The following is a 20,497-nucleotide window of genomic DNA, read 5'->3' as shown; positions in this document are numbered from 1 at the left end:
CCCATGATCGTCACCGGCACCTTGTCGACGCCGATATCGGCCGCGATGGGCTTGAGGTTGGCGGTGATCATCAGGCCGCCGGCGCCCACGATGACGAACATGAAGTACATGAGCCAGAAGATCGGCTGACGGGCGACTTCACCGGGGGTGTAGTTGCGCCGGGTCTGGGTGATGTTGGCGTTGGTGGTGGCCTGGGGGAGTTGCTCCTTCTTCGGGGAGGTGAGGAAGAGTGCCAGGATGACGACGATGATGCCCTGGCCGATGCCGAAGTTGAAGAACGCGGCCTGGAAGCCGTGATCGGCGATCATCCACTGGATCGGGGCGACGGTCAGCGCTGAGCCGGCGCCGAAACCGGCGGCGGTGATGCCGGCGGCGAGACCGCGCTTGTCCGGGAACCACTTCAGGGCCGATCCGACGCAGGTGCCGTAGACCGCGCCGGCGCCGATGCCGGCGATGACTTGGCCGAGGTAGAACATGTTCAGGGTGGTGGCGTAGGAGTTGATGACCCAGCCGATGGCGCAGAGCACGCCGCCGAACAGCACCACGACGCGGGGGCCGTACTTGTCGACGAACCAGCCCTCGACGGGGACGAGCCAGGTCTCGAACAGGACGAACAGGGTGAAGGCCCACTGGATCGCGGCGCGATCGAAGCCGAACTTCTTCTGGATGTCGGGGACGAAGAACGTCCAGCCATACTGAAGGTTGGCGATCATCACCATGCAGATGACGCCGATGACGAGCTGGCCCCAGCGGCCGAAGGGCGGCGCGGCGACCGTGGCCGACGCGGCGTAGGGGGTCCCACCGGGGACAGGCGCAGCGGTGCGCGCGGTCATGACGTCGTCCTCGAGTCAGGTTTTAAGAAGGCCCCTGGTTCTAGCCGCAGTTATTTTGAATACAAGGCGCTTCGCCGTGACGCTGATCTATCCTCATCTGCAAAAATTTTGGGTCGCCGCGAGAAAAAATTTATGCCGCCAGACTTCGCCGCGCGCGTGTTGTCGTTCGTCTTGCGTTGCGGTGGCCTAATCGTGCGGTGCAGCAACGGGCGGCATGGCAGAACTGCGCCGGGGGGTACGATAGGGAACATTCACGCGTTTTCCGCCGTTGCGACTGGCTCGTGGTTGGGGGGGCGTGCGCCGATACGCATGGCCCGTCGCCGAACGCACAACGGAGGGATTCCAGAATGAACAGGGATCAGATCGAAGGCGGCTTGCGTCATCTGCGCGGCCGGGGCCGCACCGCCCTCGGGGCCGTCACGGGCCGTCCGCGTCAGCAGATCGACGGTGCCGTGGATCAGGTCGCGGGCGCCCTCCAGCACGGGTACGGCCGTGCCCGCGAGCGGGCGGACGGCCTGCATCGGGACGGCTCCCAGTTCATCGACGAGGCCCGGACCAGGGGGCGCGCCCTGGCCGGCGACGTTCAGGACCGGGCCGAAGATTTGCGTCGACGCGGGCGCGGGTACCGCGACGAGGCCGTCCGGCGTGGCCGGGACATCGTCGCGCGGGCCGACGACAACCGGGGCACGACCCTCCTGATGGTCGCGGCCGCCGCATTCGCCACGGGCTGGCTCATGCGACGGACGCGCTAGACCGCGAACCAACCCTTGCCAAAGGCGGGCCGGCGCGTCAGAGGCGCCGGGACGGCGTCATGCGGGAGACCGGCCTTGCCCATCCGTCCCTGGTTCGATCTCACCACCGAAGAGATGCGGCACCGCGACATGCGCCGCACCGTCGCGGTGCTGCCCGTGGCGGCCATCGAGCAGCATGGGCCGCACCTGCCCCTGTCCACGGATGTCGACATCGCCGAGGGTTATCTTGCCCGCCTCATGACCCTGCACGCCGACGATCTCGATGTCCTCGTGTTGCCCGTGCAGGCGGTGGGCAAGTCGGACGAACACGATGCCTTTCCGGGCACCCTGAGCCTCACCACCGCGACGGCCCTCGCCGCCTGGGGCGAGATCGCCACGGGCATCCATCGGACCGGCTGCACCAAGCTCGTCCTCGTGACTTCGCACGGCGGCAACAGCGGCCTCATCGACCTCGCGGCGGCGGATCTGCGCGGGCGCCTCGGCATGCTCGCCGTCACCACGGCGTGGAATCGCTTCGGCTATCCCGAGGGCCTGTTTCCGGACGGGGAGATCCGCCACGGCATCCATGGCGGCGGTATCGAGACCGCCCTGATGCTGGCCCTGTGCCCCGAGCGCGTGCGCCAGGAGCGGATCGCCGACTTCACGCCGAGAACCATGGCGATGGAGCGGACGTTCACGCATCTCAGAGCCGGACGCCCGGCGGCTTTCGCCTGGAAGGCAGGCGATCTCAACCCGGCCGGCGCCATCGGCGACGCCCGCCTCGGCACGGCCGAAGCCGGACATGCCGCCTTGGATCACGGAGCGCGGGCCGTCCTCGAACTCCTGCGCGACGTCGATCGCTTCAGTCTGACGCCGTGAAGGCGGTCAGTCCTCGGGATCCTCGGTCTCGGGCGTGCGGGCCGGCCACGTCACGATGCGTTCGAGGAGTTCGTCGGCGGTGAACTCCTCTTCGTTGCCCGAGACCCGGCCCCGCACGGAAATGCCGGCCTCGTGGACGCTGGCGGCCCGGCCGCTCACGAGGGGGTGCCAAGCCGGTAGGTCTTCGCCGTCGCGCACGAGGCGATAGGCGCAGGTGGGGGGCAGCCACGGGATCGTCCGCACGGCCTCCGGCGTCAGGCGCACGCAATCGGGCACCCGCTTCTGCCGGCGGGGATAGTCGCGGCAATGGCAGCCGTGCCCGTCGAGCAGCGTGCAGCCCACATCCGTGTGATAGACCTCGCCCGTATCCTCGTCCTCGAGCTTGAGCAGGCAGCAGCGGCCGCAGCCGTCGCACAGGCTCTCCCACTCGGCGGGCGACATCGCCTCTAGGGTCTTGGTGCGCCAGAACGGTTCGGTGGAGGCCGACGGCCCGAAAGGGCGTCCGGCCGTGCGATCCCGCATTCGGGAACCTCGGGGAATAATGGGGGAATCGGGCAGACGGAGTCGCAGGCTCCGCTGCGAACCCGGCCTCGCCGAGGATCGATTGTTTAAACGCAAGGCCCCCCGGCAGGCAAGCGCCACCGCCGCGCCCCATTCCAGCGTCAAGGTTAATCCCACCTTAAGCCGCCGCGCGCGGCGACGCGCCATGCCGCGCGCGCGTTGCCCGTGGTAACGGCAAGCCTCGCGGACCGGCGCGCGGCTTGATAGAGTGCGCCATCGCGGTGCGGCCGGGTCGCCCTCCAGGGACGAAGAACAGATCGTGCGCCTGCCCAACGCCACCTCCCTGACCACCCGGATCAAGCGCGCTGCCCTGGCGTTCGACGCCTGGGTGAATGCGGGTCTCTACGACAGCGGCCGCTCCGCCGCCGAGACCTACGAGCGGTTCCAGGAGCGCATGAACGTCTTCGCCGTGCGCGGCTGGAAGCGGGTCGCCCTCGACGCCACGAGCGAGGCGGTGACCCTCGGCACCGGCGGCGCGGTTCTGATGCTGGCACTGGCCCAGTCTGCCTTTCACCTCACCAGCGACAACTGGCTCAAGACCCAGGATCTCGCCGTCACCTTCCTCGACCGGTACGGCACCGAGGTCGGGCGGCGCGGGATCAAGCACGACGATTCGCTCAAGCTCGACGACTTCCCCGACATCATGATCAAGGCCCTGGTCTCGACGGAGGACCGGCGCTTCTACGAGCATTGGGGCATCGACCCCATCGGCACGGCCCGCGCCCTCGTGTCGAATTCGCGGGGCGGCGGCAACACCCAGGGTGGTTCGTCCATCACCCAGCAGCTCGCCAAGAACCTGTTCCTCACGAACGAGCGGTCCCTCGAACGCAAGATCAACGAGGCGTTCCTGGCCCTGTGGCTGGAAAGCCACCTCTCCAAGAACGAGATCCTGAAGCTCTACCTCGACCGCGCCTATATGGGCGGCGGCACCTTCGGCGCCGTGGCGGCGGCCGACTATTATTTCGGCAAGCCCCTGAAGGACATCTCCCTCGCCGAAGCCGCCATGCTGGCCGGTCTGTTCAAGGCGCCGACGAAATACGCGCCGCACGTCAACCTGCCGGCCGCCCGTGCCCGCGCCGTCGACGTGCTGCACAACATGGTCGAGGCGGGCTTCCTCACGGAGGGCCAGATCCAGACGGCCCTGCGCAACCCCGCCACCCCGGTGACCCGCACCCGCGACATCACGGCGGATTACTACCTCGATTGGGCGTTCGGCGAGATCAAGGGCATGGCCGATGCGGGCCGCTTCCGCAATGATCGGGTGCTCACGGTCAAGACCCCCCTGGACCTCACCATCCAGCGCCGCGCCGACGAGGTGGTGCAGAACACCCTGCGCCGCTACGGCGACCAGTACGACGTCGACGAGGCCGCCATGGTGATCCTCGATCCCGACGGGGCGTTGCGCGCCATGGTGGGCGGCGCCGATTACGGCGAGAGCCAGTTCAACCGCGCCACCGACGCCCAGCGCCAGCCCGGCTCCTCGTTCAAGCCCTACGTCTACGCCGCCGGCCTTGCCGCCGGCCTGTACCGGCCCGACACGCGGGTGGTCGATCGGCCCGTCTGCATAGGCAACTGGTGCCCGCAGAATTACGGTCGCTCGTTCTCGGGCGCGACGACCCTGACCGTGGCGGTGGCGAAATCCATCAACACCATCCCGATCCAGATCTCCATCGCCCTGGGCAAGGCCATGGGCATCACCCATGAGGCCAATGCCGCCAAGGCGGGGCGGGCCAAGATCGTCGAGATGGCCCACCGCATGGGCATCACCACGCCGCTCACCGACACACCGTCCCTGCCCATCGGATCGGCGGAAGTGAACGTCATCGATCAGGCCGCCGCCTACGCGGTGTTCGCCAATGGCGGCCGCAAGGCCAAGCCCTATGCCGCCATGGAAGTGAAGAACTCCTCCGGCGAGGTGCTCTACCGTCATGCCGACGAGAAGATCGAGCAGGTGCTCTCGACGCAGGTCGTCGCCGACATGAACTACATGCTCACCAAGGTGGTGGAGGAGGGCACCGGCAAGCGCGCCCAGCTCGAAGGCATCAAGGTCGCGGGCAAGTCCGGCACCACGAACGCCTACCGCGACGCCTGGTTCGTGGCCTATACCGGCAATTATGTCGGTGCGGTCTGGTTCGGAAACGACGACCACACCTCCACCAACAAGATGACCGGCGGTTCGCTTCCGGCCATGACCTGGCACGACGTCATGGAAACCGCGCATCAGGGCATCGAGCTGAAGCCGATGCCGGGGCTCAAGGAAGTGGGCCGCGCCGTGGCCCAGGCGCCGACCGTCGCCCCCGTCAATCCGGCGGCGAGTGCGGCCGGCAAGCTGTCGCGGCGGTCCTTCGAGGTGATCGGCGGCGTCAACGGCCTGTTCCGCACCATCGAGGCAAGCGGCGCCCGTCCGGCGGACATCGTCGCCGAAGGGGGCCGCCCCGCCAATGGGCGCGTCGCGACCCCGTGAGCGCCCTCGTCAGCAGGAAAGCCCCGGCCGCATGAGTGCCGCAGATAGAGCCGCGCCCCTGGGCGTCGGGCGGCCGCGCGCGAACGACACGGCCACCCGCTTCGCCGGGGCGGTGGGCCGCGCAATCCGCCGGGCCTCCACGGTCAGCCTGATCCTTTACACCCTCGCCCTCGGGGCGGGGATCGGGCTCGGCACCGCCGATTATGCCACGCGGGGTGGCTATCCGTTCGGCGGCGTGCGCGTCGGCGCCTGGACGGCGTGGCCCCGCGTCGGGTCCGTGGGGGCCGACCCCTATGCCCGGGCGGTGAATGCCCGCCGGGGCGAGATCCCCCTCGCCGTCGGAGAGGGCATGCTGCTCACCGCCGCCCACGACGACGCGGGGAGCGACCTCGACGCCACCTGCACCTACATCATCGCGGGCATCACCCCGCCGGCCCGGGCCTGGACGGTCACGGTCGCCGGGCGCGGTCCGCGCGATGCGGCCCAACCCGCCCTGCGCGAGGGCTTCACCGCGACGGAGATCCTGCGCGAGCGCGACGGGCGCTTCGTCATCACCCTGTCGCCCGAGGTCCAGGCCGGCAACTGGCTGCCAATGCCCCGGGCGAGCGGTCCGGTTCGCCTGGCGCTGCGCCTCTACGACACGCCCGTGGCGGCGAGTGCGGGAACCCTCGAGGCCGCGGCCCTGCCGGCCATCACCCGCACGGGATGCGCCGCATGACGCCCCGGGGACGCTTTCTCCTCGCCACCGCCACGGGGCTCGTCCTGGCGGGCCTCGTCCATATCGGCGTGGTGCTGCTCATCCCCCGCCTGTCGAAGGTCGATGCCCTGTCGCGGGCGCTGGTCGGCGAGACCCTCGACCACGCGATGCCGGTCTACACCCTCGCCACCGGCGATACGCCGTCTCCGCCGGAGGCGTGGCTGCCGATCCCCGATCCGGCGGTGGCCGTCGGCATCTGTGCCTACGATCTCGCTGAAGGACCCATGCGGGTCTCGGCGCGCACGGGACCGCTGATGCTGTCGCTCGCCGTGCACGGTCGGCGGGGTGCATTCTATGCGGTCACCGATCAGGCGGCCGTGCGGGGCGGCCTCGACCTCGTGGTGCTCACCCGCGCCCAGTACGACGAGGCCCTGGCCAACGCCGACGAGAACGACGTCACCCGCGACGTGCGGATCGTGGCGCCCGACGCGAAGGGCTATGTCGTGGTCCGCGTCATCGCCGCCCTGCCGAGCCAGCGCCCCGCCGCCAACGCCGCCGTCCAGGCCGTCTCCTGCACGGTGGACCTGCCCGCCGACGACAAGGCGGGGGGCTGACGGCGTTCCGCCGGCATCGTCTTCGGATGCGGTGGATCAGTCCCCCGGGCGACCATCGGGCACGAGGTGGTAGACCGTATAGGCGCTGCCCGCGTTGAGGGCTTCGAGGCGTTGCCCGGAGCGGACGAGGTCCGTGGCGAGGGTGGACCAGAATGGGTCCCCCGTGAGGCAGACGAAATACCCCGCCCCGGACGCCGCGAGGATCGCCGCCAGGGCGGCGCCGCGATCCCCGTTCCGGACGGGATGCTGGGCGAAGGCCCGGATGCTGTCCGGGGTCTTCAGGCCCACCACGTCGGTCAGGCGAAGGTCCGGCCGCCGCCAAGCGATGTCGCCGGCATCGTGCACCGCGACCCGAGCGTGAAGCGGCACTTCGGCGTTCAGGGTGGCGATCATCGCATCGCGGGTCCGGGCCATGCGCTGCGTGTCGCGGGCCGCCGCGAACGTCTTCACCTGCAGGCCGAGGACGCACAGGATCAGGACGCCGGCCATCAGGCGCCGCTCCGCCGTCAGGAGTTCGGACAGGCCGAACAGCAGGACGGGCACCGCTTCCACGAAATAGCGACCGTGATTGTGGGCCAATCCCCCGGGGAACACCCACGTGGCCGTCCCGAGCCAGAGCAGCAGGAAGGCGGCGCCGCACCATCCGGCCGGCTTCCGCGCCAAGCCGCCGAGGCCGATGGCGAGGAGGAGGATCGCCGCGTGAAGACAGGCGGAGGCTGCGAGGGCGAGCTTGTCGCTGAGGGGGAGGCCGGCCTCGGCGAAGAAGAGCACCTTGGCGCCGCCCGTCGCCGGGACGAGACCGCCCGTCATCGCCCAGGACAGGGCCATCCAGGGCGCGGCAGCGGCGACGGCGAGGAAGCCGGCCCGCAGGAGCCGGTCCGGCGCCCGGCGCAGGAACCAGCCTTGGCGGGCGAGGAGGGGCAGGGCCAGAAGGGCGAGTTCAGGCCGGATGAACGGCAGGGTTCCGCACAGCACCGGTAACCATCGCGCGTCGCGCAGTACCAGGGCCCAGGCCACGGCCGCCGCCGCAAGGCCGGATTCGAGGCCGTTGACGAGATGGAGGGCCTGATAGCCGGTGAGGAGCCCGAGGCTCACGAGCAGGATTCGGCTGCAGCCCGACTGCACCGCCATCCGGTCGAGGCCGGCGGCATAGAGCAGGATGCCGACGAGGGAGACGACGCCGCTCGCCGTCTCCAGGGGCATCAGCAGGCCGAGGCCCGCGATGGCCACGAGGTGCACGGCGCTCGTCGCCCCCGTGAGGGCCGTGGCGCCGGCATAGGCCGGGTCGGCGCCCCCGGCCAGGAGCGTGCGGGCGTTGTGAAGCGTGATGAAGGCGTCGTCGATCCGCAGATCGGGATGACCGAACACCGCGAACGCCGCGGCCCCCGTCAGCGCCAGCCACGCGAGGGCCTGCAACGGCGTCTCCATGCTCCATCCTGTCGCCCGATCATTGGACGCTTCCGGAAGGCCGCGCGGGGCGGTGTCCGGCGGGCGCGTTTGCCGAGGGAAACCGGATCAATATTTGGCGACGATGGGCCGGGCCGGCGGGGGCGGCGGAAGGGCGACCACGGCCTCGACGGCCGGCCCGGCGAAGGCGCAGCGATCCTCCGAGCCCGGGGGCACCAGGGCGTCGAGGATGGGGCGGCGGGCCTCAAGGGCTCGCAGGGTGCGCTCGACGAGGGCGCCTTCCGGCGAGGGCACGGCGATGAGGAGGTGTTCGAGGGCGAAGCGATAGCGGGCGATGCGGAGATCCGTCTCGAGGCGCACCCAGGCGATGAGGCAGCGGTTCTCGGTGACCCGCATCTGCGCGTTGCGCACGTCCCAATCGTCGAGGGAGCGCGAGAACTGGATGCTGCGCAGGCGCAGGGCGTCGGCCTGGATCACCCGCGTCGCCGTGGCGGCGAAGATCGGCAGGAGGCGCGCATCGGCGCCGATATCGTCCGACAGGCGGTGATAGCGCGAGACGGGGGACCGGAACGGACGGTCCATCAAGGTCTCGTAAAAGGCTTGCGGACTGTCCGGCCGCCAGGATTCCGGCAGGATGCGGGTGCGGGTCAGGTTGGCGAGGATGTCCGTGAACGCGACGAGCGGAGACGTGGGCATGAGGAAGCGCCAGGCCCGGTCGCGCAACTCGCCCTCGTCGTCGGTGAAGGGATAGAGCGCGGCCGCCTCGCCGCGTTCGCGGGCGGCCAGGGTGCCGGCGGTCTCCAGGAAGGTGTTCCAGGCCCCGGGCTGCGACCGCCCGAAATCACCCTTCTGGGCGCAGCCCGCGACGAGGGGGGCGAGAGTCACCGCGAGGGCGAGGGCGCCGCGGGAGCGACGAAGAAGGGAGTTGGGCGGCATCGATGGGTCTGTCGTCCAGGAAAAGCGGGAGGCCGGGCGGTTTCGCAGGCGTGTCGCGAAAGCCGGGGCGACCGCCGAGGCGATGCGTCGAAGCCGAAGCGGCCTCGGACCACCGACCGGAGCGTGTCTCAGGAGTGGCGGCGCAGGCGGGCGGCCTGGGTTTCGGGACCCATCGGGGCCGTCGTCTCCGGCATGCGCTCGTATCGGATGCCGGTGAACAGGAGGATCGTTCCGCGCGTGGCTTCGTCGAGGTGGCGGAAGCGGCGGGAGCCGGGTCCCGGAAAGGTCACGACGGTGGCCGTCGGACGCTCGGGACCTCCCGTATCGGGTGACCTGTCGAAGTTCATCGGCTGCGTTCCCGTCCTCTGGCTGGCGCGTGCCGGGGGGACCCGGCATTCCCTCCGATCGGAGGGAGGTCTTCGCCCCCTCCGATCGGAGGGGGGCCTCTGTGCCCCGCGACCGGAGGAAGTCCTTCCGAAGGTGTCCGTTGGCCGTGGCGTGAAGCAAGATCATCACGAGATGGTTAACGGATCGTTGCGGGATCGGATGGATCGCTGTCCCGGCCGACGGCTTGAAGGGGCCAGGGCACTGCCCGAGCGCGGAGACCGGACCCGCTCCGGGGCTGTGGCGGGCATGCAACGCCCGCTCCGAAACGGCTCGCGCATCCCTCGCCGGAACCGGCCGGCCCCCCTCGGGAACTCGCCTCGCGCCCCCGCCCCGCCTTTGCGGCGGCCTCGTCCGGAGCGTCGCAGGCGACGCGCCGCCTCCCATCCTGTCGGGAACAAGCGTGGGCTTTCGCGCGCTTGCTAACCGCCGGGGTCGCCCGATATGCCCCCCTGATACTCTTCCTCCGAACGAAGGACACCGCAGGATGCGCGTGATGACGTCACGACCCTTGAGCCTCTCGACGGCCCTGAAGATCGCGCCGTTCGCCCTGGCGCTGCTGGCGGCCGGACCCGCCCAGGCCCAGCGTGAGGACCAGGGCTTGCAGCTCGGCTGCGCCAACGATTATTTCCGTCTCTGCGCTGGCGTCGATCCCAACAGCAAGGATGCCGAGACCTGCATGGATCGCAATCGCGCGCGCCTCTCACCCGAGTGCAAGGCGGCCATCGGTGACTACGACAGGCGCACGGGCGGCAAGTCGCAGAAGTAGGACCGGCCGGCTCTCGACCCCGATTTCCGAACCTTGGAGGCTTGAGAGCCATGGCCCTGACCGTCGCGGTCCAGATGGATTCGATCCGGGCGATCCGGATCGCCGGTGACACCACCTTCGCCCTGCTCCTCGAGGCGCAGGCACGGGGGCACCGGCTCGTGCATTACACGCCCGATCGGCTGTCGCAGCAGAACGGTCGCGTGACGGCGCGGGTGGAGGCCCTGACCGTGCAGGATGTCGAGGGCGCGCACGCGACCCTCGGGGAGCCGGAGCGGATGGACCTGTCGGAGGCCGACGTGGTGCTCATGCGCCAGGACCCGCCCTTCGACATGGCCTACATCACCGCCACCCACATGCTGGAGCGGTTGCCCGCCTCGACCCTGGTGGTGAACAATCCCCGGGAGGTGCGCAACGCCCCCGAGAAGCTGTTCGTCCTCGACTTTCCCACCTTGATGCCGCCGACCCTCATCACCCGCGATAAGGCGGAGATCGAGGCGTTCCGGGCCGAGCACGGCGCCATCGTGATGAAGCCACTTCACGGGCACGGCGGCGCGGCGGTGTTCCGGGTGCTGCCGGAGGACGCGAATTTCGGCTCGATGTTCGACCTGTTCTCGGTGACGTTCCGCGAGCAATGGGTGGTGCAGCGCTTCCTGCCGCGCATCACCGAGGGCGACAAGCGCATCATCCTCGTCGACGGCGAACCCATGGGCGCCATCAACCGGGTCCCGGCCGTGAACGACATTCGCTCCAACATGGTACGCGGCGGGGCCGCCGCCGCTTCGGACCTGACCCCGCGCGAGCGCGAAATCTGCGCCGCCATCGGCCCCGAACTCAGGCGTCGCGGCCTCCTCCTCGTCGGCATCGACGTCATCGACGGCAACCTCACGGAGATCAACGTGACGTCGCCGACGGGCATCCGCGCCATCAAGCGCCTGGGCGGTCCCGATCTCGCGGTGTCCGTCTGGGACGCCATCGAGGCGAAGGTCGGCACCGGTCACGCCTGACCGGGCCTATCGCTCGGCGCGCGGCGTCGCGTTGAGCTCGGCCCAATCGAACGCCTCTTCCAGAACGGCGTAGGCATCGTCGCCGATCTCCCCGGTACTGCGCAAGGCCAGCACCCGGTCGCGGGCGGCCTCGATGGCGGCGCGGCGGGCGGTGTCGGCCGGCAGACTCTCGGGGGCGAGCCCGTCCTGGGCTTCGGCCTGCTGCAGGGCCACCCGGAACTCCTCGCGCAGGGCTTCGACATGCGGGCCGGTCTCGCCGTCGAGGCTGTGGAAGGCCGCCTCGTAGGCCTGGGTGCGGCCGTGCCCGATCTCGCGGCCCACGGGGTCGTCGTCCTTGAGGCCGAGGTGTCCGAGGAGCGGTCGCAGGGTCAGTCCCTGGATCGTCAGCGTGCCGATGACGACGCAGAAGGCGGTCAGCACGATGAGATCGCGGTGGGGAAAGCCCGGATTTCCCTCCGGCAACGCGAGGGCCGTCGCGATGGTGACGATGCCGCGCATGCCCGCCCAGGCCACCGCCGTCGCGGCGGCGGGCCCTCGGTCGCCCCGTGTCGGCCCGTCGCCGCCAAGGCGCGAAAAGTGGTTGGCAGTGAGCACCCAGACGATGCGCACCACCACCACGGTGGCGAACACCGCCGCCCCCACCAGGGCGTAGGAGACCTGCCGCTCGCGGGGCAGCCGTTCGAGAATCGGTCCGATCTGCAGGCCGATGAGCACGAAGGCGAGGACGTTGAGGACGAACACCGCCGTGTCCCACACGGCGGCGGCGACGATGCGGGTCCGGGGCGGCGTCTGCCCGGCGGTGAGGCGTGCCGCCGTGACGGCAAAGGTGACCACGGTCAGCACCCCCGAAAGCTGGATGGCTTCGGCGCCGATCCAGATTCCGAAGGCCGCGACGAATTGCAGAACGATGACGCTCGGCGCATCCGTGACCGGCCGCATGGCCGCCGTGTAGGCGAGCGCCAGGAGCGGACCGAGAACGAGGCTCCCGAGGATGTCGATGAGGAAGGTGGGGGCGACCGCCGCGATGGAGAAGGTTCCGGTCATCGCCGCCGCGACGCCGAGGCGGTAGATCAGCAGGGAGCCCGCGTCGTTGAGCAGGCTCTCGCCGCGCAGGATCGTGGTGAGGCGATGTGGCAGGTCGACGTGGCGCAGCACCGACAGCGCCGCCACGGCATCGGGCGGGGCGACGATGGCGCCGAGCACGATGGCCGCCGCGAGGGGCATGTCCGGCACGAGGAGCTTGGCCACCAGAGCGACCGCGAGGGTCGAGGCGACCACGGCGCCGAGCGCAAGCCCCGCGATGGGGCGCCAGTGGATGCGCAGATCCCTGAGCGAGGTGGCCTGGCCCGCATCGAGCAGCACGGGGGCGAGGAACAGGGCCAGCGCCAATTCCGGATCGAGGGCGATGTTGGGCACCGCCGGGATCAGCGCGAGGGCGATGCCCCCGAGCGCCAGGAACGCCGGATACGGCGCCCCCACCCGCCGCGCCAGGGCGGCCAACAGAACGGCCCCGAACAGGACGCCGACGATCCACTCGAACAATATCATCCGAGGGTGAGATAGGGCTGGTGGACCGGAAACGCAGACCGCTCCGGCATTTTCCGCCGAAGTGATGGCCGGTCAGGCTCAGAAAAGATGATCTTCATCAGCGGGATAGGGCATTTCCTGTGATCCTTGGATCATGGGAAGTGCCCCATCGGCGGGTCAGCCTCGCGTGCTCGACACCGACAGGTCTGGCTTGTGGTTCAGGGTCTGGAACACCACGCAGTAGCGCTCCGTCAGCTTGAGCAGCTGGTCGAGCTTCTCCTGGGGGGCGTCGGTGTCGAGGGCGAAGGACAGGCGGATGGCGCGAAAGCCCACGGGGGCTTCCTTGTCGACGCCGAGGGTCCCGCGGAAATCGAGATCGCCCTCGGCGCTCACGGTGCCGGCGCGCAACCCGATCTCCAGGGCCGTCGCCACCGCCTTCACGGTGACGCCGGCGCAGGCGACGAGGGCTTCGAGGAGCATGTCGCCCGAGCAGAGTTCGGCGCCGGAACCACCCGTCGCCGGATGCAGTCCGGCCACCGCCAGGGCGCGCCCGGTCTCGATCTTGCAGGCGATGGCGGTGTCGTCGAGGCTGCCCTTGGCCCGGAGGGTCACGAAGGCCGAATCGGGAGCGGAGCGGTATTGATCCTTCAGGGGGGCCTGGAGCGCGCGCAGTGCGGATGAGTCCATGGGCGTTTCCCTCGGGTTTCAAAATGGTTGATGACGAAACTAGGGCATGCGGGCGATGCGGGCCAGACCGGGTGGAGCCGTTCCGCGCCGGAGCCGCGTCGAGTGGCCTCCGCAAGGCCCCTGGCGCCGCTGCGCCAACATGCTAACGGGGTTGACCATGTTCGACGCCGCTGCCGCCCTCGCCGATGTCCTGGACACGCTCGACCGCGACGCCCGTGAGGCGACGCGCCTGCGGGCGGCCCTCGTCCCGGAATTGCGGCGCGTGTTGGACCTCGGCCGCGCCGATGCCGAAGCGCGGCTCCTGGAAGAGCGTGACGGTCTCGCCTGCGCCCGTCGCCTGAGCGATCTCACGGACGCGGTGATCCGCACCATCCACGATGCTGTGGTCTGGCGGCTCTATCCCAACGACAACCCGTCCACGGGCGAGCAGCTCGCCGTGGTGGCCACCGGCGGCTATGGCCGGGGCACCATGGCGCCGGGCTCCGACATCGATCTCCTGTTCCTGCTGCCCTACAAGCAGACGGCGTGGTCCGAGAGCGTCGTCGAGGCGATGCTGTACGTGCTGTGGGACCTGAAGCTGAAGGTCGGCCACGCCACCCGGTCCGTGGAGGAGTGCCTGCGCGAGGGCCGCGCCGACATGACCATCCGGACTTCCCTGCTGGAGGCCCGCTACCTGTTCGGCACCCGGGCGCTCTACGAGGAGATGGTCACCCGGTTCGATACCGAACTCGTGATGTGGACGGCGCCGGAATTCGTCGAAGCGAAGCTGCGCGAGCGCGATGCCCGCGTGAACAAGGCCGGCGCCTCGCGCTACCTCGTCGAACCCAACGTCAAGGACGGCAAGGGGGGGCTGCGCGATCTCAACACCCTGTTCTGGATCGCGAAATACACCTACCGGGTCCGCGATCAGAGCGAACTCGTGCCCGCCGGCCTGTTCACGCCGGAGGAGTACCGGGTGTTCGAGCGCTGCGAGGAACTGCTGTGGCGGGTGCGGTGCCACATGCACTTCATCACCGGTCGCTCCGAGGAGCGTCTGTCGTTCGGGCTACAGCCCAAGGTGGCCGAGCGGTTCGGCTACGAGCCGCGCGGCGGCCTGTCCGGCGTCGAGCGCTTCATGAAGGCCTATTTCCTCATCGCCAAGGATGTCGGCGACCTCACCGCCATCGTGTGCGCGGCGCTCGAGGCACGGCACGCCAAGCGCACGCCGGTCCTCGACCGCTGGATCGGACGGTTCCGCGATCGCTTCCGGGCCACCGCCATCGAGGCGGAGGATTTCGTGGACGATCACGGCCGGATCAACCTGCGCAACAGCGATGCGTTCGTGAACGATCCCGTGAACCTCATCCGCCTGTTCTGGCTCGCCGACCGCCACAACCTGCCGATCCATCCCGACGCGACGCGCTTGGCCAACCGGAGCCTGCGCCTCATCGGCCACTCCCTGCGGGCCGACGAGGAGGCCAATCGGCTGTTCCTCGACATCCTGACGTCCAAGAACTCGCCGGAGACGATCCTGCGCCTCATGAACGAGGCCGGGGTGCTCGGGCGGTTCATTCCGGATTTCGGACGCATCGTCGCGATGATGCAGTTCAACATGTACCACCACTTCACCGTGGACGAGCACCTGCTGCGGTCGATCGGGGTGCTCACGGCCATCGAGTCCGGCCGGACGGAGGAGGAGCACCCGCTCGCGACCCGGCTCATCGACACGATCTCGAACCGCCGCGCCCTGTTCGTGGCCGTGCTCCTGCATGACATCGCCAAGGGCCGGCCGGAGGACCATTCCATCGCGGGCGCGGCCATCGCCGAAAAGCTCGGGCCGCGCTTCGGCCTGACCCCGGCCGAGACCGAGACGGTGGCTTGGCTCGTCGAGCACCACCTGCTCATGTCGATGACGGCCCAGAGCCGCGATCTCTCCGATCCCAAGACCATCGAGAAGTTCGCCGGGATCGTGCAGACCCTGGAGCGCCTGAAACTCCTGATGATCCTCACCGTGGCGGATATCCGCGCCGTGGGGCCGGGCGTGTGGACGGCATGGAAGGGCACCCTGCTGCGCACCCTCTACGACGAGACTGAGGTGGTGCTCTCCGGCGGACATTCCGAGATCGCCCGCACCGACCGGGTCCGCATGATCCAGATGAGCCTGCGCGAGCAGCTGGCCGATTGGGGCTCCGACGCCTTCGACGCCTACGCGGCCCGCCACAATCAGGCCTATTGGCTCAAGGTCGACGCCACGCGCCAGTTCAAGCACGCGGGGTTCCTGAAGGCCCTGATAGAAGACGGGCGCACCGTCGCCACGGCCGACGAGACCGACCCCGTGCGCGGCATTACCGAACTGACGATCTACTCACCGGACCATCCGCGCCTCCTCGCCATCGTCACCGGCGCCTGCGCGGCGCTTGGCGGCAACATCGTCGATGCGCAGATCTTCACCACCACGGACGGCTTCGCCCTCGATTCGATCCTGCTGTCGCGGGCGTTCGAGCGGGACGAGGACGAGTTGCGCCGGGCCAAGCGCATCACCACCGCCATCGAGCGGGCCTTGCGCGGCGAGATCCGCATCGCCGAACTCGTGGCCGACCGTCATCCGCCGGACAAGCGGACGCCGACCTTCCTCGTGCCCCCCGACATGTCCATCGACAACGCCCTGTCGAGCCGCGAGACGGTCATCGAGATCACCGGCCTCGACCGGCCGGGCCTGCTCTACGAGCTGACTTCGGCCCTGGGGCGCCTCAACCTCAACATCACCTCGGCCCATGTGGCGACCTTCGGCGAGCGGGCCGTGGACGTGTTCTACGTCACCGACCTGACGGGCACGCGGGTGACGCAGCCCGATCGGCAGACGGCGATCCGCAGCGCCGTCATGGAGGTGTTCGCCAGCGACGTCGCCGCCCTGCGGGCCGAGGGGCTGGACGCGCTGCTCGAATCGCCACCGCCCCGCGAGGCGTGAGACGGCGGCCGGGCGCCCGGTTCCCGCCCGCGCTTGATTTCAGGGCGCCCGCGCCTGATATCAGCGCCCATCCCCGGCAACCCCGATCCGACGAAAAGTGACGATGGCGAACGAGATCGAGAACGACCCCAAGGTCGAGACCACCCCGGCCGACGCAAAGCCCGAAGGGGCTGCGGATGCCGGGACGCTGGCTGCCGTGGCGGCCGAGCGCGACGAGCTCAAGGACCGTATCCTGCGGACCCTCGCCGAGATGGAGAACCTGCGCCGACGCACGGAGCGCGAGGTCGCCGATGCCCGCACCTACGCCGTTACAAACTTCGCCCGCGACATGCTCAACGCCGCCGACAACATCCGGCGCGCCCTGGAGAGCGTGCCCGAGGCCGAGCGGGCTGGAGCCGCCGGTGCGTTCAAGGCGCTCATCGACGGCATCGAGCTCACCGAGCGCGACCTCGGCAAGACCCTGGAGCGCCACGGCGTCAAGATCATCGAGCCGAAGGGCCAGCGTTTCGATCCGAACCGCCATCAGGCGATGTTCGAGGTGCCCGACGCGGAGGTCCCGACCGGCACCGTCGTGCAGGTGATGCAGTCCGGCTACGTGATCGGCGACCGGACCCTGCGTCCGGCCCTCGTCGGCGTCGCCAAGGGCGGCCCGAAGCCCGCCGCCAACCCGGCCGACGCGGCCTGAACCGGCCGATCCAAGCGTCCTTGCTTGCCGGAGGGCGGCGGTTCCCAGGGGAGCCGTCGCCCTCTGGCGTTTCAGAAGACTATTTCGGCTGGACGCTGTCCACGACCTCGCGGAACTTGGCGAGGACACCGTCGCGCTGGTCGGCGCGCACCACGCCGACGGCGCGCAGGTAGCCGTCGGGGGCGAAGCGGATGGTCTGGGCGACCACCACGGGCGTACCGGACGGGGTGTCGGTGGCCCGCGCCACGATCTCGTGCCAATCGACGCCGTTCTGGCGGTAGCTTTGCGACCGCTCGACGACGAAGTCCTTCATCGTCTGGTTCGAGGCGAGGGCGGTGCGCGCGAAGGCTTCGCGCTGCTCGGGCTGGGGCGGGGGCTGGATCGCCTGGGCCAGGACGAGGATCGGCTGTTCGAGGCCCGTCATCTGATCCTTGGGGCCCTGCGTCAGCAGCACCGAATTGCCGGCGAGCACCCGCACGGGCCGGAAGCCGGCGGGGTCGCCGATCCGGAACGGCAGGGCGGCGACCTGCTGGTCCAGGGTCAGTTCGGGGCGGATATGGACGCCCGTGAGCATGTTCACCATGGTCTCGTCGGTCTCGGCCTCCGGGGCAGCCTGCGCGATGATGATGCCCGTCACCGTGGGGTCGCCGACCAGCAGCATCCATTTCTTGACGGACGGTCCGGTGCTCGGGTCGGCCGCCGGCTGCTCGCCGGTGAACAGCACGGCGTCGACGTCGCCCGCCACCTTGATCGCCTGCCGGTTGGTGACGACGAAGCCCTGCTGCTTCAGGTTCGCGTCGGTGAAGTTCTGCTCCAGTTCGGCGAAGGCGTTGGGCGGAAGTTCGACCACCGAGACCGTGGCGCCGCCCTCGATCCGCTCGAAGCCGGAGAAGCGCTTCGACGCGACCATGTCGCTCGGCGGTTGGAAGCCGAAGCGGGAGCTGGCGGGGAAGATCGGATCGGCTGCGAAGACCCCTTGCGTCAGGCCGAGGAGCAGCGCCAGCGCGGTGGCGGGACGGGCGAGGCTACGCAGACGCATCGGGCTGTTTCTCCGTCTAGATCCGGTCTCGCGCCGGATGGACCATCGTCCGTTGGCCGGACTGGTCTTGCCGATGGGTCGGCCCACGCCCCGCCCGTGTCAAGCCGTTGGCCGGCGGCCGGGCTGCGTCACGCGGCGCAGGGTGAGGTTGCACCGCCCGTCCGGTGGCAGGAAGCCGGGTGCGGGCTCGCGCGCGCCGAGAAGGTCGGGCGGAGAAGGCAGGATACGGTCGATGCCGTGATGGGCGAGGCGCGCCGGGCCGCCCATGATCAGGGCGTCGCCGGCGTGTAGGCGTACCGAGCGCGTCGGATCGCGCCGGTTGCGGCCGCCGTAGCGGAACACCGCCGATGCCCCGAGGGACAGGGAGAGAACGGGAGCGTCGAGGGCCGCCTCGTCGCGGTCCTGATGCAGGCCCATGCGCGCGTCGGCGGCGTAGAGGTTGACGAGGCAGGCTTCGGGGGGTGCCGGATAGCCGGCGAGCGCCTCCCAGGCGCTCAGGGCCAGGGCCGGTATCGGCGGCCAGGGCAGACCCGTCTCGGGATGGTGCGCCTGATAGCGGTAGCCGGCTTTATCCGAGACCCAGCCGAGAACGCCGCAATTGGTCATGCGCACGGAGAACGGATGGTCGGTGCGCGGCATCCGCGGCCGATAGGGCGCCGCCGCCGCGAGGCAGAGGGCGAGGTCCGCCGCCAGGTGCCGGCGGGCCGCTTCGTCGAGGTAGCCGGGGTGCAGGATCAGCCCCGGCGCCAGTTCGACGGCGGCGATCACGCTACGCGTCGTGGTCGATGTCGCGCTCGAGCACCGACTTGCTCTCCACCGTGGTGTCGGCCTTGAGCTGGTAGACCAGCGGGATACCGGTGGCGATCTCGAGGCTGGCGATGGTCTTCGTCGTCAGGCCGTCGAGGACCATCACGAGGGCCCGCAGGGAATTGCCGTGGGCGGCGACCAGCACGCGCTCGCCCGCCATGACGCGGGGCAGGATCGTCTGGATGTAGTAGGGCAGCACCCGCGCGGCGGTGTCCTTCAGGCTTTCGCCGCCGGGGGGCGGAACGTCGTAGGAGCGACGCCACTGGTGAACCTGGGCATCGCCCCAACGTTCGCGGGCATCGTCCTTGTTCAGGCCGGACAGGTCACCGTAATCGCGTTCGTTGAGGGCCTCGGCGCGGATCGTCTCCACGTCGGACTGGCCCATCTCTTCGAGGATCAGGGCGCAGGTGCGCTGGGCGCGGCGCAGGTTCGAGGTGAAGGCCACGTCGAACCGGTGTCCCTGCTGGCCGAGCCAGCGGCCCGCCGTCCGAGCTTCCGAAACGCCGAGGTCCGTCAGTTCCGGATCGCGCCAGCCCGTGAACAGTTTCTTGAGGTTCCATTCGCTCTGGCCGTGGCGAGCGAGAACAAGCAGGCGCTCCATCGCGAATCGATCCCTGACTCTGATTTGGTGCAGCGCAGCAAGGGGCTGAGCCGGCTGAGGGTGTGCGCGTCCGAAACTGAACGTGCAATGACCGCAGGCCCTTATCAGAGCCCGAGCACGTCGGCCATGCTATAGAGTCCCGGCGGCCGGTCGAACGCCCATTGCGCTGCACGCACGGCACCGCGGGCGAAGATACCCCGGTCCTCGGCGTGGTGGCTGAGGGTCAGACGTTCGCCCGCCCCGGCGAAGACGACGCTGTGGTCGCCCACCACCGTGCCGCCCCGCAGGGTGGCAAAGCCGATATCGCCGGGCCGGCGCGCGCCCGTATGCCCGTCGCGGGTCGAGACCCGGGTGTCGGAGAGGGCGACGCCGCGTCCTTCCGCCGCTGCCTCACCGAGGAGGAGGGCCGTGCCCGAAGGGGCATCGACCTTCATGCGGTGATGCATCTCGACGATCTCGATGTCGAAGTCTTCGCCCAGGGCCGCCGACACCTTGCGCACGAGGCCGGCCAGGAGGTTGACGCCGAGCGACATGTTGCCCGAGCGCACGATGCGGGCATGGTGGGCGGCGGCCGCGAGCTTGGCGAGATCGGCCTCGTCCATGCCCGTGGTGCCGACCACGTGGACGATGCGGGCCTGGGCGGCGAGTTCGGCGAAGAAGGTTGTGGCGGCCGGCGTCGTGAAGTCGAGGACACCTTCGGCGGCGGCGAAGACCGGCAGCGGATCGTCGGTGACGGCGACCCCGAGCGGCGCGAGGCCGGCGAGCACGCCGGCATCCTGCCCGAGTACAGGCGCGCCCTCGCGTTCGATGGCACCCGAGAGGGTGCAGCCCTCCGTCTCCGCCACCGCGCGGATCAGCATCCGCCCCATGCGCCCACCGGCGCCGACCACCACGAGCCGCATCCCGTGTCCTTCCAACTTATTTG

The 20,497-nt window shown here is 69.8% G+C and carries 20 protein-coding genes; 9 read left to right on the top strand and 11 right to left on the bottom strand.

Translation table 11 applies throughout. The annotated features are described in order from the left end of the window. On the bottom strand, positions 1–833 hold an 833-nt coding region (gene oxlT / locus BM249_RS17730; RefSeq protein ID WP_091974480.1), incomplete at its 3' end, for an oxalate/formate MFS antiporter. 347 nt (positions 834–1,180) lie between these two features. On the opposite strand from oxlT, the gene BM249_RS17725 reads away from it, so the two are divergent. Together BM249_RS17725 and BM249_RS17720 are read left to right on the top strand one after the other, a co-directional pair. Next, complete coding sequence (locus BM249_RS17725; protein WP_091974478.1) at positions 1,181–1,585, top strand: CsbD family protein; 405 nt, start codon at positions 1,181–1,183, stop codon at positions 1,583–1,585. Positions 1,586–1,660: 75 nt separating this feature from the next. Next, entirely contained in the window at positions 1,661–2,443 is a 783-nt protein-coding gene (locus tag BM249_RS17720) for a creatininase family protein (protein WP_091974476.1), read from the top strand. 6 nt (positions 2,444–2,449) lie between these two features. Here BM249_RS17720 and BM249_RS17715 read toward each other — a convergent pair whose 3' ends face one another. After that, positions 2,450–2,965: a YcgN family cysteine cluster protein gene (locus tag BM249_RS17715; protein ID WP_091974474.1), complete on the bottom strand. Its 516-nt coding sequence runs from the start codon at positions 2,963–2,965 to the stop codon at positions 2,450–2,452. A 298-nt stretch (positions 2,966–3,263) separates the two neighbouring features. Between BM249_RS17715 and BM249_RS17710 the strand changes: the two genes are divergently transcribed. From BM249_RS17710 to BM249_RS17700, 3 genes are read left to right on the top strand one after another with little or no spacing between them, the layout of a single operon-like run. Beyond that, a complete protein-coding gene (locus tag BM249_RS17710) occupies positions 3,264–5,468 on the top strand; it encodes a transglycosylase domain-containing protein (RefSeq protein WP_091974471.1) in 2,205 nt (734 codons plus the stop codon). A 31-nt stretch (positions 5,469–5,499) separates the two neighbouring features. After that, on the top strand, positions 5,500–6,186 hold the full coding sequence (locus BM249_RS17705; RefSeq protein ID WP_091974469.1) for a DUF1214 domain-containing protein: 687 nt from the start codon (positions 5,500–5,502) through the stop codon (positions 6,184–6,186). Next, positions 6,183–6,779, top strand: a complete 597-nt coding sequence (locus BM249_RS17700; protein WP_091974488.1) for a DUF1254 domain-containing protein — start codon at positions 6,183–6,185, stop codon at positions 6,777–6,779. Before BM249_RS17705 ends, BM249_RS17700 begins: the two co-directional genes overlap by 4 nt. Positions 6,780–6,815: 36 nt before the next feature. Here BM249_RS17700 and BM249_RS17695 read toward each other — a convergent pair whose 3' ends face one another. The 3 genes from BM249_RS17695 to BM249_RS17685 all read right to left on the bottom strand — a co-directional run bounded on the left by BM249_RS17695 (position 6,816) and on the right by BM249_RS17685 (position 9,469). Further along, positions 6,816–8,207 (bottom strand): hypothetical protein, encoded by a 1,392-nt coding sequence (locus BM249_RS17695; protein ID WP_091974466.1) that lies wholly within the window; start codon positions 8,205–8,207, stop codon positions 6,816–6,818. A gap of 87 nt (positions 8,208–8,294) precedes the next feature. Next, positions 8,295–9,122 carry a hypothetical protein gene (locus BM249_RS17690; protein ID WP_091974464.1) on the bottom strand — a complete coding sequence of 276 codons (828 nt, stop codon included), beginning with the start codon at positions 9,120–9,122 and terminating at the stop codon, positions 8,295–8,297. Between the two features lie 128 nt (positions 9,123–9,250). Further along, positions 9,251–9,469 carry a hypothetical protein gene (locus tag BM249_RS17685; protein WP_091974462.1) on the bottom strand — a complete coding sequence of 73 codons (219 nt, stop codon included), beginning with the start codon at positions 9,467–9,469 and terminating at the stop codon, positions 9,251–9,253. 524 nt (positions 9,470–9,993) lie between these two features. Here BM249_RS17685 and BM249_RS17680 point away from each other — a divergent pair. Then, on the top strand, positions 9,994–10,275 hold the full coding sequence (locus BM249_RS17680; RefSeq protein WP_091974460.1) for a hypothetical protein: 282 nt from the start codon (positions 9,994–9,996) through the stop codon (positions 10,273–10,275). 50 nt (positions 10,276–10,325) lie between these two features. After that, entirely contained in the window at positions 10,326–11,279 is a 954-nt protein-coding gene (gshB, locus tag BM249_RS17675) for a glutathione synthase (RefSeq protein WP_091974458.1), read from the top strand. Between the two features lie 6 nt (positions 11,280–11,285). On the opposite strand, the gene BM249_RS17670 is transcribed toward gshB, so the two are convergent. Together BM249_RS17670 and BM249_RS17665 are read right to left on the bottom strand one after the other, a co-directional pair. Continuing rightward, positions 11,286–12,827 (bottom strand): cation:proton antiporter, encoded by a 1,542-nt coding sequence (locus BM249_RS17670; protein ID WP_091974457.1) that lies wholly within the window; start codon positions 12,825–12,827, stop codon positions 11,286–11,288. Between the two features lie 156 nt (positions 12,828–12,983). After that, positions 12,984–13,493: an OsmC family protein gene (locus tag BM249_RS17665; protein ID WP_091974455.1), complete on the bottom strand. Its 510-nt coding sequence runs from the start codon at positions 13,491–13,493 to the stop codon at positions 12,984–12,986. A 157-nt stretch (positions 13,494–13,650) separates the two neighbouring features. Between BM249_RS17665 and BM249_RS17660 the strand changes: the two genes are divergently transcribed. Together BM249_RS17660 and grpE are read left to right on the top strand one after the other, a co-directional pair. Beyond that, positions 13,651–16,440: a [protein-PII] uridylyltransferase gene (locus tag BM249_RS17660; RefSeq protein ID WP_091974453.1), complete on the top strand. Its 2,790-nt coding sequence runs from the start codon at positions 13,651–13,653 to the stop codon at positions 16,438–16,440. Between the two features lie 103 nt (positions 16,441–16,543). Further along, positions 16,544–17,125: a nucleotide exchange factor GrpE gene (gene grpE / locus BM249_RS17655; protein WP_091974451.1), complete on the top strand. Its 582-nt coding sequence runs from the start codon at positions 16,544–16,546 to the stop codon at positions 17,123–17,125. Positions 17,126–17,204: 79 nt separating this feature from the next. Here grpE and BM249_RS17650 read toward each other — a convergent pair whose 3' ends face one another. The 4 genes from BM249_RS17650 to dapB form a co-directional block, all read right to left on the bottom strand. After that, positions 17,205–18,164, bottom strand: coding sequence for a hypothetical protein (locus BM249_RS17650; RefSeq protein ID WP_091974449.1), 960 nt, complete (start codon positions 18,162–18,164; stop codon positions 17,205–17,207). Positions 18,165–18,263: 99 nt separating this feature from the next. After that, positions 18,264–18,932, bottom strand: coding sequence for an alpha-ketoglutarate-dependent dioxygenase AlkB (locus BM249_RS17645; RefSeq protein ID WP_091974447.1), 669 nt, complete (start codon positions 18,930–18,932; stop codon positions 18,264–18,266). A 1-nt stretch (position 18,933) separates the two neighbouring features. Then, positions 18,934–19,572, bottom strand: a complete 639-nt coding sequence (locus BM249_RS17640; protein WP_091974445.1) for a 2,3-bisphosphoglycerate-dependent phosphoglycerate mutase — start codon at positions 19,570–19,572, stop codon at positions 18,934–18,936. A 104-nt stretch (positions 19,573–19,676) separates the two neighbouring features. After that, entirely contained in the window at positions 19,677–20,474 is a 798-nt protein-coding gene (gene dapB / locus BM249_RS17635) for a 4-hydroxy-tetrahydrodipicolinate reductase (RefSeq protein WP_091974443.1), read from the bottom strand. Positions 20,475–20,497: the final 23 nt, after the last annotated feature.

Origin of the sequence: Methylobacterium gossipiicola (assembly GCF_900113485.1) — a bacterium.
Taxonomy (GTDB): domain Bacteria; phylum Pseudomonadota; class Alphaproteobacteria; order Rhizobiales; family Beijerinckiaceae; genus Methylobacterium; species Methylobacterium gossipiicola.
The sequence above is the reverse complement of the archived record's forward strand: the minus strand, read 5'-3'. Positions and strand labels throughout refer to the sequence as shown.